The organism is uncultured Algibacter sp. (genome assembly GCF_905480415.1).
Taxonomy (GTDB): Bacteria; Bacteroidota; Bacteroidia; order Flavobacteriales; family Flavobacteriaceae; genus Algibacter_B.
This window is the reverse complement of sequence record NZ_CAJQQI010000129.1, coordinates 1-19142: the sequence shown is the minus strand read 5'-3', so window position 1 is coordinate 19142 and position 19142 is coordinate 1. Positions and strand designations below refer to the sequence as shown.

At 34.4% G+C, this 19142-nt stretch carries 10 protein-coding genes; 7 read left to right on the top strand and 3 right to left on the bottom strand.

From position 1 onward, the window contains the following. Positions 1–283: 283 nt before the first annotated feature. Both QZ260_RS08770 and purL read left to right on the top strand, forming a co-directional pair. Entirely contained in the window at positions 284–2347 is a 2064-nt protein-coding gene (locus tag QZ260_RS08770) for an endonuclease (protein ID WP_295985144.1), read from the top strand. A 260-nt stretch (positions 2348–2607) separates the two neighbouring features. After that, entirely contained in the window at positions 2608–6282 is a 3675-nt protein-coding gene (purL, locus tag QZ260_RS08765) for a phosphoribosylformylglycinamidine synthase (protein ID WP_295985142.1), read from the top strand. An 80-nt stretch (positions 6283–6362) separates the two neighbouring features. Here the strand turns inward: purL and ppdK are convergent, their stop codons facing one another. From ppdK to QZ260_RS08750, 3 genes are all read right to left on the bottom strand, one after another. Further along, positions 6363–9092, bottom strand: a complete 2730-nt coding sequence (gene ppdK, locus QZ260_RS08760) for a pyruvate, phosphate dikinase (RefSeq protein ID WP_295985140.1) — start codon at positions 9090–9092, stop codon at positions 6363–6365. A 267-nt stretch (positions 9093–9359) separates the two neighbouring features. Beyond that, the gene (locus QZ260_RS08755) at positions 9360–9695 is read right to left on the bottom strand and encodes a hypothetical protein (protein WP_295985137.1); all 336 of its coding nucleotides are present in this window, start codon (positions 9693–9695) and stop codon (positions 9360–9362) included. A 78-nt stretch (positions 9696–9773) separates the two neighbouring features. Continuing rightward, entirely contained in the window at positions 9774–9938 is a 165-nt protein-coding gene (locus tag QZ260_RS08750) for a hypothetical protein (RefSeq protein WP_295985135.1), read from the bottom strand. Between the two features lie 150 nt (positions 9939–10088). Between QZ260_RS08750 and QZ260_RS08745 the strand changes: the two genes are divergently transcribed. The 5 genes from QZ260_RS08745 to QZ260_RS08725 all read left to right on the top strand — a co-directional run bounded on the left by QZ260_RS08745 (position 10089) and on the right by QZ260_RS08725 (position 17978). Further along, positions 10089–11861, top strand: coding sequence for a long-chain fatty acid--CoA ligase (locus QZ260_RS08745; RefSeq protein WP_295985133.1), 1773 nt, complete (start codon positions 10089–10091; stop codon positions 11859–11861). A gap of 226 nt (positions 11862–12087) precedes the next feature. Continuing rightward, on the top strand, positions 12088–12534 hold the full coding sequence (locus QZ260_RS08740; protein ID WP_295985131.1) for a MarR family transcriptional regulator: 447 nt from the start codon (positions 12088–12090) through the stop codon (positions 12532–12534). 8 nt (positions 12535–12542) lie between these two features. Continuing rightward, complete coding sequence (locus QZ260_RS08735) at positions 12543–14951, top strand: 3-hydroxyacyl-CoA dehydrogenase/enoyl-CoA hydratase family protein (RefSeq protein ID WP_295985130.1); 2409 nt, start codon at positions 12543–12545, stop codon at positions 14949–14951. A gap of 5 nt (positions 14952–14956) precedes the next feature. Next, entirely contained in the window at positions 14957–16150 is a 1194-nt protein-coding gene (locus QZ260_RS08730) for an acetyl-CoA C-acyltransferase (protein WP_295985125.1), read from the top strand. Between the two features lie 25 nt (positions 16151–16175). After that, complete coding sequence (locus tag QZ260_RS08725) at positions 16176–17978, top strand: acyl-CoA dehydrogenase family protein (protein WP_295985124.1); 1803 nt, start codon at positions 16176–16178, stop codon at positions 17976–17978. Positions 17979–19142 lie beyond the last annotated feature (1164 nt).

The following is a 19142-nucleotide window of genomic DNA, read 5'->3' as shown; positions in this document are numbered from 1 at the left end:
GTCTTGTCTCATAAATCTGGTTTTGATGGGTTTTATATGGCTTTACTGGAGCGGAAATCTTAATAAGGAACTATTTAACAAAATAATGCTTTTTTGATTTTATTTTAAAATCAATTCAACTCTTTTTTTACTTTTTAAAACCAAATTTAAAGGTATTAAAAAAGCTACATAAATGATATTATCTATCAAAAAATATCCGTCTATGGTAATTAATTTCATTTAATAGATATAAACAATTATATTTAGGGTAAGAAAAAATTATCATACCATAACCTCCCTATAAATGAAACACATTTACTTAGTATTCTTATTAGTAACATCGATTGCATTTGCGCAATTAACACCGCCTGCAAGCCAACAAACCTACTACACAGATGTAGATTTCAATACTACTGGCATGACTTTATTTAACGATTTAGCCATTGAAACTATAGCGAAACACAGCAACTTCCTTAGTTACTCAGAGATTTGGGATTCGAGTAAAATAACAGACGAAGACCCAGATAATAATAGCAATGTCTTATTAATTTATGGCTATAACGATACAGATGGTAATTCTAAAACAGACCGCTCAAGATCTAAAAATTTAAATGGAGGGACCAATGGTACCGATTGGAATAGAGAACATACCTTTCCAAATTCTTTGGCAAGTCCTAAATTAGAAGATGACATCTTCGCTTATGCCGATGCTCATAACCTGAGACCTGCTGATGTGGACATGAACGGTAGTCGAGGGAATTTAAAATTTGCAGCAGGTTCTGGAAATTCAGGTAGTGTTTCTGGTGGCTGGTATCCTGGTGACGAGTGGAGAGGTGATGCTGCAAGAATAATTATGTACATGTATTTAAGATTAGGTAATAGATGTTATCCCTCGTTTGCCACAGATGGATCAACAAACGCTTTTGATATTAATATGATTGATCTTTTATTAGATTGGAATTCAATCGATCCTGTTTCAGAAATCGAAGATAAGAGGAATACATACCACGCAAATACAAGCAATACCTACGCCCAAGGAAACAGAAATCCATTTATAGACAATCCATATTTAGCTACAGTTATTTGGGGAGGAACACCTGCTCAAGATCGTTGGAATACAACACCTGACACAGAAGTCCCAACAACACCTACAGCTCTAGCAGCTGTAAACCCAACAGAAACAACCGTAGATTTATCTTGGACTGCTTCAACAGATAATATTGCAGTTTCAAGTTACGATGTATATCTAGGTGGTGCCTTTTATGTAAATACTTCATCTAACACTACAACATATACAGTTACAGGTTTAACAGCCTCAACAGCTTATACATTTACGCTTTTGGCAAAAGATGCTTCGGGCAACGAATCTTCTCTTAGTACTTCTGCAACCGAAACAACTACAGCACCTGATACGGAAGACCCAACGATACCTGCAAGTTTAACGGCCTCAAACCCAACAGCATCAACCATAGATTTATCTTGGACTGCTTCCACAGATAATACGGCAGTTACAAGTTATGATGTGTATGTTGGTGGTATCTTTTATGTAAATACAGGATCTAACACAACAACATATACTGTTTTAAACTTAGCCTCTGAAACAGCTTATACCTTTACCATTTTAGCTAAAGATGCTGCAGGTAATGCATCTTCTCAGAGTAATTCTGCAATCGAAACAACATTAGTTGGTTCGTCAGACTGTGCCTCTGAAGATTTTGCAAATATTCCTGCAGGTCAAAGTAATTATACAACACGCACATGGACAGGAACAGATGGATTTTGGACTGCTACAGATGCTAGAACAGACCAATCATTAAACTCTAAAGCGATTTGTATTAGAAATGGCACATTAACATCTCCCGCTTTAAGCGGTGGTATAGGAAGCTTAACGGTTACAACCCAACTCACTTTTGGCGGTTCTGCAGGTACTTTTGATGTTCTTGTAAATAATGTATCTGTAGGCTCTATACCGTACGGTTCAGATAACACAACTAGTACGACAACAACACTATCTAATATAAATACTTCAGGAAGTGTTACTGTTGTTTTGGACAATCAATCAACTACTAATAGAGTGAGAATAGATGATTTATCTTTTACTTGTTACACGGGTACTTTAGATATCGATAATAACGACTTTGTAGCTATTAAATTATACCCTAATCCATTAAATGGAGACCAATTATTTATAAAAGCTAACGAAATATTAAATGTTAAAATATTTAGTATTCTAGGCGAAAAAATTACTGATAGCAGTGTAGATGCTTCCAAAAGCTATATTAAGGTTTCCAATTTAAACAAAGGCGTTTACTTGGTATCCATTAGTAACGGAAATAAATCGGTTACTAAAAAACTGATTAAGCTATAAAAAACTCCTAAAAAAAATAGTTTTAAGTTTAAATAAATATAAAAAACCAATCCATCTTAATAGTAAATGTAATACTGTCTGACGGTAAAGAACTAGAGAAAAGGTTAATTAAAAATTAAATTCTAAGCGGCTTTATATAAGTCGCTTTTTTTGTTCAAAACTCTTGGATAACTCAAAATTTTCGATATCATTTTTTAACTAAAATTCCACTAAAAAAAGTAAATTTGCCCTTTCTTTAAATAAATACTAATCAAGACCTAATGATTCATTTCTTTGGAAACACAACCAGCAACATATTTGCTGTTCAAACTACAAAAGAATTATCAACTGAAACGACTTCAAGATTAACATGGCTTTTTGGCAATCAGCCCAAAATAGAACAAGCATCCTTAGATGCTATTTTTATTGGTCCGCGCGCAGCAATGATAACCCCTTGGAGTACCAATGCTGTTGAAATTACTCAAAATATGGGGATTTCAGACATCATCAGAATTGAAGAATTTCAGCCTGTTTTAGAAGATTTTAATGATTTTGACCCAATGATTTCTGAGAAATTCAGCGGTTTAAGTCAAGACTCATTTACTATTGATATTCAGTCAGAACCTATCCTTAATATTGAAGATATTTTAGCCTTCAATCAACAAGAAGGTTTATCATTAAGCGATGAAGAGGTATCGTATTTAGATGGTGTTGCTAAGAAAATTGGTCGTCCTTTAACCGACTCGGAAGTATTTGGGTTTTCGCAAGTTAATAGTGAGCATTGTCGTCATAAAATTTTCAATGGCACGTTTGTGATAGACGGTGAAGAAAAACCGATCTCATTATTTAAATTAATTAAAGAAACTGCGAAGCAACATCCAGGCGATATTGTTTCTGCTTATAAAGACAATGTGGCTTTTATAAAAGGCCCAAAAGTGGAACAATTTGCACCTAAACGAGCAGATATTCCTGATTACTATACCACACAGGATTTTGAATCTGTTATTTCGCTTAAAGCGGAAACGCATAACTTTCCTACTACCGTTGAGCCTTTTAATGGTGCTGCAACGGGCGCTGGTGGTGAAATTAGAGATAGACTTGCTGGTGGGAAGGGGTCGCTTCCTCTTGCAGGAACTGCGGTTTATATGACGTCGTATTCTCGATTAGAAGAAAACAGGCATTGGGAACAAAAATTTGAAGCAAGAGATTGGTTATACCAAACACCAATGGATATTTTGATAAAAGCATCTAATGGTGCATCAGATTTTGGTAATAAATTTGGACAACCTCTAATCTGTGGTTCGGTATTAACTTTTGAACATCAAGAAAACTCAGCAGTAAGTACATCAACAGCAAGAAAACTTGGTTTTGATAAAGTTATTATGCAAGCTGGTGGAATTGGATACGCAAAAGCAGATCAGGCTCTAAAAGACACACCTCAAGAAGGCGATAAAATTGTAATTCTTGGTGGTGATAATTATCGAATTGGTATGGGTGGCGCTGCAGTATCTTCTGCCGACACTGGAGCACTTGCTTCAGGAATTGAATTAAATGCAGTACAACGTTCCAATCCAGAAATGCAAAAACGTGCTGCTAACGCTGTTCGTGGTATGGTAGAAAGTGAAGAGAATTTCATTGTTTCTATTCACGATCATGGTGCTGGAGGACACTTAAACTGTCTATCTGAATTGGTTGAAGATACAGGTGGAAAAATAGATTTAGATGCATTACCAATTGGAGATCCTACGTTATCTGCAAAAGAAATTATAGGAAACGAATCTCAAGAACGTATGGGATTGGTTATTGGTGAGGAACATATAGAAACACTTCACAACATTGCAGACCGGGAACGTTCGCCAATGTATACTGTTGGAGATGTGACAACAAACAATCGTTTTACTTTCGAATCTAAAACCACAGGAGATAAACCTATGGATTTAGCTTTAGAAGACATGTTTGGTAGTTCTCCTAAAACTATTTTAACTGATAAAACTGTTGTCCGACATTATAAAAACTCAAGATATAAAACGAAGAATTTACAAATCTATTTAGAGCAGGTTTTACAATTGGAAGCTGTAGCTTGTAAAGATTGGTTAACTAATAAAGTAGATCGATGCGTTGGCGGCAAAGTAGCCAAACAACAATGTGTTGGTCCTTTACAAATTCCGTTAAATAATGTTGGTGTTATGGCATTGGATTTTAAAGGAAAAGAAGGGGTTGCGACCTCTATTGGCCACTCGCCTATATCTGGATTAATCCATCCAGAAGCAGGTAGTAGAAATTCAATTACAGAAGCGTTAACTAACATCATTTGGGCACCATTAAAAGAAAATTTAGCCTCTATTTCTCTTTCTGCCAATTGGATGTGGCCCTGTAAAAATGAAGGTGAAGATGCGCGTTTATATAAAGCTGTTAAAGCTATTTCAGAATTCTCGATCGATTTAGGAATCAATGTTCCAACTGGAAAAGATTCGCTTTCTATGAAACAAAAATATAAAGATGGTGATGTCATTTCTCCAGGAACTGTTATTATTTCTGCTGCTGCAAATTGTAATGAAATCTCTAAAGTTGTGGAACCTGTTTTACAACAAAACGGAGAAAACATCTATTATATTAATATCTCGCAAGATGATTTTAAATTAGGCGGAAGTTCTTTTAACCAAGTTTTAAATACCATTGGAAATGAAGCTCCAGATGTAAAAAATTCGAGCTTTGTAAAAGACACTTTTAATACCATCCAAAACTTAATTAAAGCAGATAAAATTTCTGCTGGACACGATGTGGCTTCTGGTGGATTAATTACCACCTTGTTAGAACTATGTTTTGCTGATATTAACTTAGGTGCTGATTTTGATATCTCTGCTTTAAATGAGGAAGATTCTATAAAAGTTTTATTCTCTGAAAATTCAGGACTAGTTTTTCAAGGTGATGCTTCAATTGAAACTATTTTATCAGAAAATAATATAGAATTTTTCACTATTGGAACTGCAAATAATACAGGAATAGTGAACATTAAAAATAACGAAGATGACTTCTCTTTTGATGTTGCTACAATGAGAGATGTTTGGTATAAAACATCTTTTTTATTAGACCAAAAGCAAACAGCAAATGGTTTAGCTCAAGACCGATTTGACAATTATAAAAATCAACCGTTACAATATACATTCCCAAAGCATTTTACTGGAAAATTACCAGTAATTGGAAACACAAAACCAAAAGCGGCTATCCTTCGAGAAAAAGGAAGTAACTCTGAGCGCGAAATGGCAAATGCTATGTATTTAGCTGGTTTTGATGTGAAGGATGTTCATATGACCGATTTAATTTCTGGTCGTGAAAACCTAAAAGATATTCAGTTTTTAGGCGCTGTTGGTGGATTTAGCAACTCTGATGTTTTGGGTTCTGCAAAAGGTTGGGCAGGAGCTATTAAATATAACGAAAAGGCTAATAAAGTGATACAAGATTTCTTCAATAGAGAAGACACGCTTTCTGTTGGAATTTGCAACGGGTGCCAATTGTTTATGGAATTAGAAGAGATAAACCCAGAGCATGACGTTCATGGTAAAATGGATCATAATGATTCTCATAAACATGAAAGTTCATTTACTTCAGTAAAAATTCAAGAGAATAATTCTGTGATGCTTTCTACACTCGCAGGAACGACTTTAGGAGTTTGGATTTCACATGGTGAAGGTAAATTTAGCTTACCATACTCTGAAGACAAATATCATATTGTGGCTAAATATGGCTATGAAAGTTATCCACATAACCCTAATGGTTCTGACTTTAATACGGCTATGATGTCTGATAAAACAGGGCGCCACTTAGTAACTATGCCACACATTGAGCGTTCTACATTTCAATGGAATTGGGCTAATTATCCTGATGGACGCAAAGATGAAGTTTCACCTTGGCTAGAGGCTTTTGTGAATGCTCGACTTTGGATTGAAAACAGATAATCTTACGAAATAGAATAAAAAAAGCCCCGAAGTGAAATATTCATTTCGAGGCTTATCATGTAAAAAAAATTAGAAAACTATTATAAAGTTGCTTTTATAGCCGCTTGTGCAGATGCAATCCGAGCTATTGGCACTCGATATGGAGAACAACTTACGTAGTTCAAACCAGTATTATAACAGAATTCAACAGAACTAGGCTCTCCGCCATGTTCCCCGCAAATACCTACTTTTAAATTAGGTTTTGTACTTCTACCTTTAGTAGTTCCCATTTCAACTAATTGACCTACACCTTCTTGATCTAATACTTCAAAAGGATCATTTTTTAAGATGCCTTCTTCAATATATACAGGCAAGAATTTACCAGCATCATCACGAGAATAACCAAATGCCATTTGTGTTAAATCGTTTGTTCCAAATGAGAAGAAATCAGCTCTTTTAGCAATTAAATTTGCAGTTAAACAAGCTCTTGGAATTTCAATCATCGTTCCTACTAAATATTCAATAGAATCGTTTCTTTCTTCAAAAACTTTATCTGCAGTTGCTCTAATAATGGTTTCTTGATTTTCAAATTCAGCAATTGTACCTATTAAAGGAACCATAATTTCTGGTTTCGCGACAACACCTCTTTCTTTTAAGTTTAATGCAGCTTCTATAATAGCTCTTGCTTGCATTTCTGTAATTTCAGGATATGTAATACCCAATCTACAGCCTCTATGACCTAACATTGGGTTAAATTCTTCTAATTCAGCTACTTTACTTTTAACAGCTTCTAAAGAAATATGCATATCTTCAGCTAAATCTCTTTGAGTAGCTAATTGATGAGGCACGAACTCGTGTAATGGTGGATCTAATAAACGAACCGTTACGGGTAAACCAGCCATTGCTTCAAAAATACCTTCAAAGTCTTCACGTTGCATAGGTAATAATTCATTTAATGCTTCTTTACGTCCTTTAACAGTATCTGCTAAAATCATTTCACGCATGGCTTTAATACGGTCAACATCAAAAAACATGTGCTCTGTTCTAGTTAAGCCGATACCTTGCGCACCAAATTTCACAGCTACTTTTGCATCTTTTGGAGAGTCTGCATTTGTCCGAACTTGCATAGTTGCAAACTTATCTGACAATTCCATTATTTCTGCAAATTCACCACTTAATTCTGGTTCAATTGTAGCAACTTTTCCTTCAATAATATTTCCTGTAGAACCGTTTAAAGAAATCCAATCACCTTCGTGATATTCATGACCATCAACTGTTAAAGTTCTGTTTTTATAATTTATTTTCAATGCACCCGCACCAGACACACAACATTTACCCATGCCACGTGCTACAACGGCTGCGTGAGAAGTCATGCCACCACGAGCTGTTAAAATACCTTTAGCAATGTTCATACCTTCTAAATCTTCTGGAGACGTTTCGATACGAACTAAAATACTATGTTTATATTTTGCAGCTTCATCAGCAAAGAAAACAATTTTACCAGTTGCAGCTCCAGGAGATGCAGGTAAACCTTGTGCAATTACATTAGCAGTTTTCAATGCTTTTGGATCAAAAATTGGATGTAATAATTCATCTAATTTATTAGGTTCAATTTTAAGCATTGCTTCTTTTTCTGTATGTAAACCTTCTTTTAAAGAATCCATTGCAATTTTAACCATTGCAGCTCCAGTACGTTTACCATTACGCGTTTGAAGAATCCAAAGTTTACCATCTTGCATGGTAAACTCCATATCCTGCATATCTTTATAATGTAACTCTAACTTTTCTTGGTATCCGTTTAATTCATTAAAGATTACTGGCATTAATTCTTCTAATGAAGGATAGTTAGCCAATCGGTCTTCTTCTTCAACTTTTGCTAATTCAGCCCAACGCAATGACCCTACTTTTGTAATTTGTTGCGGAGTTCTAGTCCCTGCGACAACATCTTCACCTTGTGCATTAATTAAATATTCTCCATTGAAAAGATTTTCACCTGTACCAGCATCACGCGTAAAACACACACCAGTTCCGGAGTTATCTCCCATATTACCGTAAACCATAGCTTGTACGTTAACTGCTGTTCCCCAATCAGCTGGGTAACCGTTCATATTTCTATAGTACACAGCTCTATCACCATTCCAGCTATTAAAAACCGCTACAACAGCTCCCCAAAGTTGTTCCCAAGGGTTTGTTGGAAAATCGTGTCCTGTACGTTTTTTGACGGCTTCTTTAAAATCATATACTAAATCTTTTAAATCTTGTACTGTAAATTCTGTATCTAATTCTATATCACGTTTATGCTTTAAGGCTTCCATTATCTCTTCAAAAGGATCGATATCTTCTTTAGATTCTGGTTTCATACCTAAAACTACGTCACCATACATTTGAATAAAACGACGGTATGAATCCCAAGCAAAAATCTCATTATTTGTTTTTTTGGCTAACCCAAGAACCACTTCATCATTCATTCCTAGATTAAGTACAGTATCCATCATTCCTGGCATGGAAACCCTTGCCCCAGAACGCACTGATACTAACAATGGATTATCTTTATCACCAAAAGCTGTTCCCATTTGAGACTCTATTTTGGCGATTGATGCTTCGACCTCTTCCTTAATCATTCCTACAACAGCCTCTTGGCCTAAAAGGTTATATTCCGTACAAACTTCAGTAGTAATAGTAAACCCTGGAGGGACAGGAATTCCTATTGCGCTCATTTCTGCTAAATTAGCTCCTTTACCACCCAATAGGTTTTTCATTGTGCTGTTTCCATCAGCTGTTTTGTCCCCAAATTTAAAAACTCGAGCCTTTGTTTTTTCAAGTATTTCCATAATATTTATTTTAATTATCCTTGTATAAAAAGTTCAATAAAAGTAACTTATAAATGAATGAATTATCATGACAAAAGTCATGTGGAAACAATTTAAATTTGAAAAAAAATTGATTTTTAATTAAATAAAACGTTAGAAAAAATATGCTATTTGTAGCTGAACTAAATTTTCTAAAAGAAAATTTTTTAGGAAGAAATAAACTGATACCAAAAAAAAAGTACTTCCAAAAATATGACCGTGCTTTCTAATTAATTCTAGTATTAAAGTCTATACCAAATTCAATTGTTTTTCTATTTTTTCATCCATTTTTCGATATGCTCTTGTCACTGTACGTTTCATTATTAATGACACGAATAAAGCAATGGTAAATAATCCAGCAAAAACTTTCAAGGTGGTATCTAGTGAACCTATAGCATTCTTAACCATATCATAAATAGTTGGTCCTACAACACCCGCTAATCCCCATGCAGTTAATACCATGCTGTGGATAGCCCCTAATTGTTTTGTTCCAAATAAATCTCCTAAAAATACAGGTAGCGTTGCAAAACCACCACCATACATGGTTATTACGGTAAAGAGAACGACTAAAAAGGTCAACTCCATTGAGGTTTTTGGCAAGAAGAAAGATGATGAAGGCTAAAACCTGGAAAGCAAAGAAAATAATGTAAGTATTTGTTCTTCCTAAATAATCGGATAACGTAGACCAATTATTCTACCCAAACCATTAAACACATCTATTAAACCAACTATAGCTGCAGTTTCCGTTGCTGTGTAATTAAGTTTTTCTTGCATCATTGGGCTCGCCGAAGATATAATTGCAATACCGCAGGCAATATTAATAAACATAATAATTACAAAATCAGATTTAAAAGAGCACAAACATGGAATTAAGGCAGCATTATATTAAATTTAGTTTATTTGGCACCATTTCACACACTCAATTTGTAAATCATTTTTATTTTCATACTTTGCATCGTTGCATATTATATATTCCCTATGAAAGAGATAACAAGACTTTTTGATTTTCCTTATTACCAATTAGAAAATAAACCTAATGATGCCGCTTTAGTTACTAAATACAACGGTGAATGGGTCAAAACTTCAACACAAGAATATATAGATAAAGCAAATGCTATAAGTAGAGCTCTACTAAAACTCGGGGTTAAAAAGGGGGATAGAATAGCTCTTATTTCTACAACCAACAGAACGGAGTGGAATATTATGGATATTGGCATACTTCAAATTGGTGCACAAAATATCCCAATATATCCAACCATTTGTGCTGAAGATTATGAATATGTTTTAAATCATAGCGAATCTACTTATTGCTTTGTTTCAGACGAAGAAGTATTAGGCAAAGTCAATAAAGTAATAAAGAATACGGGTTTAAAAGAAGTCTATTCTTTTGATCATATTAAAGGATGTAAACATTATTCTGAATTATTAGAATTAGGGAAAGACACTTCTAATCAAGAAGAAGTGGAAATTCGAAAAAATGAAGTAAAGCCCTCTGATTTAGCTACAATTATATACACATCGGGCACCACAGGTACTCCTAAAGGGGTTATGCTTTCTCATTGGAATATTACAAGTAATGTTATAGATAGTATTCCAAGAGTACCTTTGGATGAAGGAGAAACACGAGTACTCAGTTTTTTGCCTATATGTCATATTTTTGAACGTGTTTTAATTTACGTATACCAGCATTCGGGAACTTCTATATATTTCGCAGAAGCACTTGATAAAATAGGTGAAAATGCCAAAGAAATTAAACCCAACATGATGAGTGTTGTACCAAGGCTCTTAGAAAAAGTGTATGATAAAATAATGGCAAAAGCCGAAGAACTTACCGGTATTAAAAAAGCCTTGTTTTATTGGGCTGTTAGCTTAGGTGAAAAATGGGAGCCATATGGACAAAATGGTGCTTGGTATGAATTTAAATTAAGTATTGCTAGCAAACTTATTTTTAGTAAATGGCGAGCTGCTCTAGGAGGTGAATTACATACAATGGTATCTGGAAGTGCTGCACTTCAACCTCGATTATCAAGAATTTTTTCTGCTGCTGGAATGCGTATTATGGAAGGATATGGATTAACAGAAACATCACCGGTAGTTTCAGTAGGTAGATATGCCGACAAGATGTTTAAAATTGGTACAGTAGGTATCCCTATTGATAGTGTTGAAGTTAAAATTGCTGAGGATGGTGAAATCTTAATAAAAGGCCCTAATGTTATGATGGGCTATTACAAGGACCCAGAAAAAACTGCAAGCGTAATGACAGGTGATTACTTCCATACTGGCGATAAAGGAGAAATTGACCCTGATGGCTTCTTGAAAATTACTGGTCGTAAAAAAGAAATGTTTAAAACGTCAGGTGGAAAATATATTATACCTACACTTCTTGAAAATGATTTAAAACAATCTCGTTTTATAGAACAAATTATGGTAATTGGTGAAGGTGAAAAAATGCCCGCAGCACTAATTCAACCAAACTTTGATTTTGTTAAAGAATGGATTGAACATAAACATCAGTCAATTGGGAATTCTTTTCAAGATATTGCGAATTCAGAAATCATCCAAAAACGAATTCAAAAAGAGGTTGATAAATGCAACCAAAAATTTGGTAAATGGGAGCAAATTAAAAAATTTGAAATTACTCCTGAAGTTTGGTCTATAGATTCAGGTCATCTTACCCCTACTATGAAAATGAAAAGAGCTGTTATTAAAAACAGGTATCTAGATTTAATCGAAAAAATTTATCGCCCATAATCTCATCAAAAAATAGTTAACATAAAATTCTATTTGACTCTACTTAAATCAAAATAGCTTTTATATATTTAGTAAACGGTAAATTTCTGAATATATACAAGAGCATGGTGTTTACTATTTTTTTTTAATTTCTAAGGTTTAATTCATATTACAAATATAATTTAACACAAAAATACTATGCGTGCATAGTATTTTTTTTTATATTTGGCTTCACCAATGTAAAACTATGAAGGAAAAAACCATTGATTATGTACTCCGAACTACTTGGCTAACAGTTCAAAAAATGTATAATGAAGAAGCTTCAAAGTTTGGAAGTACGATGGCAACTGGTTTTACATTGTTAAGTATAGACCCGGAAAAAGGAACGCCCTCAACTTCTCTAGGTCCAAAAATGGGAATAGAAGCTACTAGTTTATCTAGAATCTTGAAAACCATGGAAAAGAAAGGCTTAATCACAAGAAAACCGAACCCTAGTGATGGTAGAGGTGTTATTATTGGTCTAACAGATTTTGGTATAGAAAAAAGAGACTACTCAAGAGAAAAGGTGTTGTTATTTAATGAAGCTATAAAAAATAATGTTTCAGAAGAACAGTTACTAAATTTTTATGAAGTCGCAGAAGTTATTAATGATATAGTGTGTAACAAAAAAATATTTAATCAATCTGATAGTTGAAAAATAAAATGAGCAAACGTAGAATTAAAAAAATAGCCATTATTGGTTCGGGTATTATGGGAAGTGGTATCGCTTGCCATTTCGCCAATATAGGTGTAGATGTCCTATTATTAGACATCGTACCTAGAGAACTAAACGATAAAGAAAAAGCAAAAGGGTTAACCTTGGAAGACAAAGTTGTTAGAAATAGATTAGTTAATGATGCATTAACTACTTCAATAAAATCTAAACCTGCACCACTTTATCATGCTTCTTTTGTTAATCGTATTACAACTGGAAACTTAGATGATGATATTGCTAAAGTAGCAGATGTAGACTGGATAATGGAAGTTGTAGTTGAAAGACTTGACATTAAACAACAAGTTTTTGAAAAGCTAGAAAAACATAGAACACCCGGCACCTTAATTACTTCGAATACATCTGGTATTCCAATTAAATTCATGAATACAGGTCGTTCTGAAGATTTTCAAAAACACTTTTGTGGTACACACTTTTTTAACCCAGCACGTTACTTAAAATTATTCGAAATTATTCCTGGACCAAATACGTCCTCAGAAGTTTTAGACTTCTTAAATGGTTATGGTGAGCAATTCCTTGGAAAAACCTCTGTAGTAGCGAAAGATACACCTGCATTTATTGGAAACCGAATCGGAATTTTTAGTATTCAAAGTCTATTTCATACAGTAAAAGATTTAGGTTTAACTGTTGAAGAAGTTGACAAATTATCGGGTCCAGTAATTGGTCGTCCAAAATCGGCTACTTTTAGAACTGTAGACGTTGTAGGATTAGACACTCTAGTACATGTAGCTAATGGGATTGCAGATAACTGTAAAGATGATGAGCGTTTAGAGGTTTTCAAATTACCAGATTTCATCAATACCATGATGGAAAATAAATGGTTAGGAAGTAAAACTGGACAAGGTTTTTATAAGAAAACTGTTTCAGCTGAAGGCAAAAAAGAAATTTTAACTCTCGATTTAAACACTTTAGAATATCGTTCAGCCAAACGTGCAAAATTTGCCACTTTAGAATTAACAAAAACAATTGATAAAGTAGCAGACCGTTTTAAAGTATTAGTAAAAGGAAAAGATAAAGCGGGAGAATTCTACAGAAAAAGTTTTTCAGCATTATTTGCGTACGTTTCAAATCGTATTCCAGAAATTACAGATGAATTATACAAAATTGACGATGCTATGAAAGCTGGCTTTGGCTGGGAACATGGTCCTTTTCAAATCTGGGATGCTATTGGTGTCGAAAAAGGTGTCGAGATGATGCAAGCTGAAGGTTTAACGCCTGCAGATTGGGTTCACGATATGATTGCCTCTGGAAGCGATAGCTTCTACTCTATTCAAGATGGTGCTTCTTATAGTTATGATATTCCGAAGAAAATTCAAGAAAAAATTCCTGGACAAGATTCGTTTATCATTTTAGATAATGTTAGAAAAACAACTGAAGTTTATAGTAACTCTGGAGTTTCTGTTCAAGATTTAGGCGATGGTATTCTTAATGTAGAATTCCAATCTAAAATGAACACCATTGGTGGTGACGTTTTAGCAGGATTAAATAAAGCTATTGATATGGCTGAAAAAGATTTTGCCGGATTAGTAGTTGGAAACCAAGGCCCAAACTTCTCGGTTGGTGCCAACATAGGCATGATTTTTATGATGGCTGCCGAACAAGAATACGACGAGCTTAATGCAGCTATCAAATATTTCCAAGATACCATGATGCGTATGCGTTATTCTTCAATCCCAACAATTTCTGCGCCTCACGGCATGGCACTTGGTGGTGGTTGTGAAATTTCATTACACGCAGATAAAATTGTAGCAGCAGCAGAAACTTATATGGGACTTGTAGAGTTTGGTGTTGGTGTAATTCCTGGTGGTGGTGGTTCTAAAGAAATGGCTTTAAGAGCATCAGACACTTTCAGAAAAGGTGATGTGCAATTAAATACACTTCAAGAATATTTCTTAACTATTGGCATGGCAAAAGTATCAACTTCGGCTTACGAAGCTTTCGATTTAGGGCTTTTACAAAAAGGAAAAGATGTTGTTGTAGTAAATAAAGACCGCCAAATAGCTACTGCAAAAGCACATGCTAAATTAATGGCAGATGCAGGTTACACACAACCTGTTCACAGAAAAGATGTTCTTGTTCTTGGTAAACAAGCGCTAGGAATGTTCTTAGTAGGTACAGATGCTATGAAAGACTCTCACTACATCAGTGAACATGATATGAAAATTGCTAACAAATTGGCTTACGTTATGGCTGGTGGAGATTTATCCGAACCGACATTAGTAAGCGAGCAATACTTGTTAGACTTAGAGCGTGAAGCTTTCCTTTCGCTTTGTACAGAACGTAAAACTTTGGAAAGAATTCAGCACATGTTAACCAAAGGAAAACCTTTAAGAAACTAAGAAAAATGAAAACAGCATATATAGTAAAAGCATATAGAACCGCAGTTGGTAAAGCCCCTAAAGGCGTGTTCCGTTTTAAAAGAACGGATGAATTGGCCGCAGAGACCATCAAATATATGATGAAAGAATTGCCAGGTCTAGACCCAAAACGTATTGATGATGTGATCGTTGGTAATGCCATGCCAGAAGGAGCTCAAGGTTTAAATATGGCGCGTTTAATCTCGTTAATGGGATTGGAAGTAATAGATGTTCCAGGTGTAACAGTTAATCGTTTTTGCTCTTCTGGAGTGGAAACTATTGGTATGGCAACTGCAAAAATTCAAGCTGGAATGGCAGATTGTATTATTGCGGGTGGAGCAGAAAGCATGAGTAGCGTGCCAATGACAGGATTTAAGCCAGAATTAAATTACGACGCGATTGTAAAAGCTGGTCACGAAGATTATTATTGGGGAATGGGAAACACTGCGGAGGCAGTTGCTAATCAATTCAACGTATCACGCGAAGATCAAGATGAATTTGCTTATAATTCTCATATGAAAGCATTAAGAGCCCTAGAAGAAAATCGTTTTCAAGATCAAATTGTACCAATTGAAGTAGAACAAACATATTTTGATGCTAACGGAAAGAAAGCAACAAAATCATATACTGTAACTAAAGATGAAGGTCCAAGAAAGGGAACGAGCAAAGAAGCTCTAGCAAAATTAAGAGCTGTATTTGCAGCTGGAGGGAGCGTTACAGCTGGTAACTCATCGCAAATGAGTGATGGTGCAGCCTTTGTTATGGTCATGAGTGAAGATATGGTGAAAGAGTTAAATCTTGAACCAGTAGCAAGAATGGTAAACTATGCGGCTGCAGGTGTTGAGCCTCGCATTATGGGAATTGGTCCAGTAAAGGCAATTCCAAAAGCATTAAAACAAGCAGGTTTGAAGCAAGACGATTTATCGCTTATTGAATTGAATGAAGCTTTTGCTTCTCAATCTTTAGCTGTAATACGTGAATTAAACTTAAATCCAGATATCATTAATGTAAATGGTGGAGCAATTGCTTTAGGTCATCCATTAGGTTGTACAGGAGCAAAACTATCTGTACAGTTATTTGATGAAATGCGTAAGCAAAATATGCAAGGGAAATATGGTGCAGTAACCATGTGTGTTGGAACTGGACAAGGTGCTTGTGGAGTATTTGAATTTTTAAATTAAAAAGAACTTAATACAATTACATAAAATGGAAGCAACTGAAAAAGATATCCTACGTGGAGGTCAATTCTTAGTAAAAGAAACAAAATGCGAAGACGTATTTACTCCTGAAGATTTTTCAGAAGAACAAAATATGATGAAAGAAGCGGTTATGGAATTTAACGACCGTGAAATCATTCCTCATAAACCTCGCTTTGAAGCTAAAGATTATGCTTTAACTGAAGACGTTATGCGTAAAGCTGGAGAACTTGGATTTTTAGGTGTTGCAGTTCCTGAAGCCTATGGTGGATTAGGAATGGGTTTTGTATCTACATGTTTAACATGTGATTATATCTCATCTGGAACAGGTTCTTTTAGTACTGCATTTGGTGCGCATACAGGTATTGGCACTATGCCAATTACCTTATACGGTACAGAAGCTCAAAAACAAAAATACGTGCCTAAATTGGCTTCTGGTGAGTGGTTTGGAGCCTACTGTTTAACAGAACCAGGTGCCGGATCTGATGCTAATTCTGGTAAAACTACTGCAGAATTATCAGCAGATGGAAAAACATATAAAATTAACGGTCAAAAAATGTGGATCTCAAACGCTGGTTTTTGTAGCGTAATGATCGTTTTTGCTCGTATTGAAGGTGATAAAAACATTACAGGTTTCATTGTTGAAAATGATGCTGCTAATGGTATTACCATGGGTGAAGAAGAACATAAATTAGGTATTCGTGCCTCTTCTACGCGCCAAGTGTTCTTTAACGATTGTGTTGTACCAATAGAAAATATGTTAGCTGGCCGTGGCGAAGGTTTTAAAATTGCAATGAATGCTTTAAACGTAGGTCGTATTAAATTAGCCGCTGCGTGTTTAGATTCTCAACGCAGAATTTTAAGCTATGGTGTGCAATATGCTAACGAAAGAAAACAATTTAAAACGCCTATTTCAGATTTTGGAGCTATCAAAATAAAACTTGCTCAAATGGCTACCGATACTTATGCCGGAGAATCTGCCACATATAGAGCTGCGAAAAATATTGAAGACCGCATTACCATGCGAGAAGCGGCGGGAAACACACACCAAGAAGCAGAGCTTAAAGGCGTTGAAGAATATGCTATTGAATGCTCTATATTAAAAGTTGCAGTTTCTGAAGATGTACAAAACTGTGCAGACGAAGGAATTCAAATCTTTGGTGGTATGGGCTTCTCTGAAGAAACACCAATGGAATCTGCTTGGAGAGATGCGCGTATTGCTCGTATTTACGAAGGAACTAACGAAATTAACAGAATGCTTTCTGTTGGAATGTTAGTAAAGAAAGCAATGAAAGGTCATGTAGATTTGTTAGGTCCAGCAACTGCTGTAGCCAATGAACTCATGGGAATTCCGTCCTTTGAAACTCCAGATTACTCTGAATTGTTTTCTGAAGAAAAAGCAATGATTGGAAGACTAAAAAAGGTATTCTTAATGGTTGCTGGTTCTGCGGTTCAAAAATTCGGACCGCAATTAGAAGAACACCAACAGTTATTAATTGCAGCTGCAGATATATTAATTGAAATTTATATGGCTGAATCTACAATTTTAAGAACTGAGAAAAATGTTAAACGAACTAGTGAAAAGGAACAAGCTGTTCAAATCGCCATGTCTAAATTATATCTATATAACGCAGTAAGTATTGTTGAAGGCAAAGGAAAAGAAAGTATAATTTCTTTTGCTGAAGGAGACGAGCAGCGTATGATGCTTATGGGCCTTAAACGTTTCACGAAATACACAAACTATCCAGATATCGTTGATTTACGTAACGAAATTGCAGAAAAAGTAAAAGCAGAAAATCAATATTGTTTTTAAGTATATTCAGTGACTAACTCCATTTTAAAACGCTTCAAGAATAAATCTTGAAGCGTTTTGTTTTTTGAACTATCCTGAAATTAGAATTTAAACTGGAACCACTTCATAAAAATTCATTTGAACTACATAAAGACTCCTTTCAACTACACTAAACACGCCACTCATCGAATTTGATTTATTTGTTTAGCTTATTAAACTATTTTAGATTCCCATGAAAAAACTTCATTTAAAAAATGTAAACCGATCAAATTTTCCTTAGTGCAATTAGTATACACGTTGAACTACTGTCATTTTGAGATGTTGTAACATAAAATTAAAAACTAAGAAAAAAAAATAAACAGGATGAAAGATAAAAGTGTTAACTTAATTAAGGTTATAAGTACCATTATACTTACGATTATTATTACATGTACAGCAATCTTAAGTACTTAATTTCTATTAAAAAGATCTCATTAATGAATACGTGTATGTCAAAAAGGTTCTTAAATTTCTAAGCCACTTTATGGAGGTCTTGCCTTTTTATTTTTTGGATCAATGGATTTTGATATTAAAATACTGAGTGGTCTAAAAAATGAGAAACTTTAAGGTATTAAAGTTTAATCTAATAGTACGAAAAGGCTTTTCCATTGAAAAGCCTTTTCGTTTTTAATAATTATTGTGTAGTTTAAATTTAGCTATGGTTTCCTTAGCTATAACTAGATGATGATAAATATTTGGTTTAATTGGAATTAAGTAAAAAAAACTAAAGAGGTATTTCAACAAAATTTAACATTTTATATACTAAATTGTTTTTTAGTAAGAACTGAAGTCGACAAATATTTATAATAAGTTTACTCAAAAAAATAAAAAACTTATCCACCATGCAGTGCTCCATTAAGTTTTCAAATACTGAATAACAGAAATAAACATTGTATTTCCAAATAAAAACTTAGAGCCAAATTAAAATGATTACATAAAAAAATATGTGAACTGGCAAAACTTAATGAGTTTGCAGGAGCATAAAATAAATATTGTTTTTAATTTTATTTAGTCATAAACTCAATTACTAAAAATGCTTCGGATTAATTTTCAAAGCATTTTTTTTTATTATTTTTAAACAAAATATAAATTATGAATTATCGTCAAAATTTATTGGTTTTGGTTTCCCTATTATCTTTTTTGTCA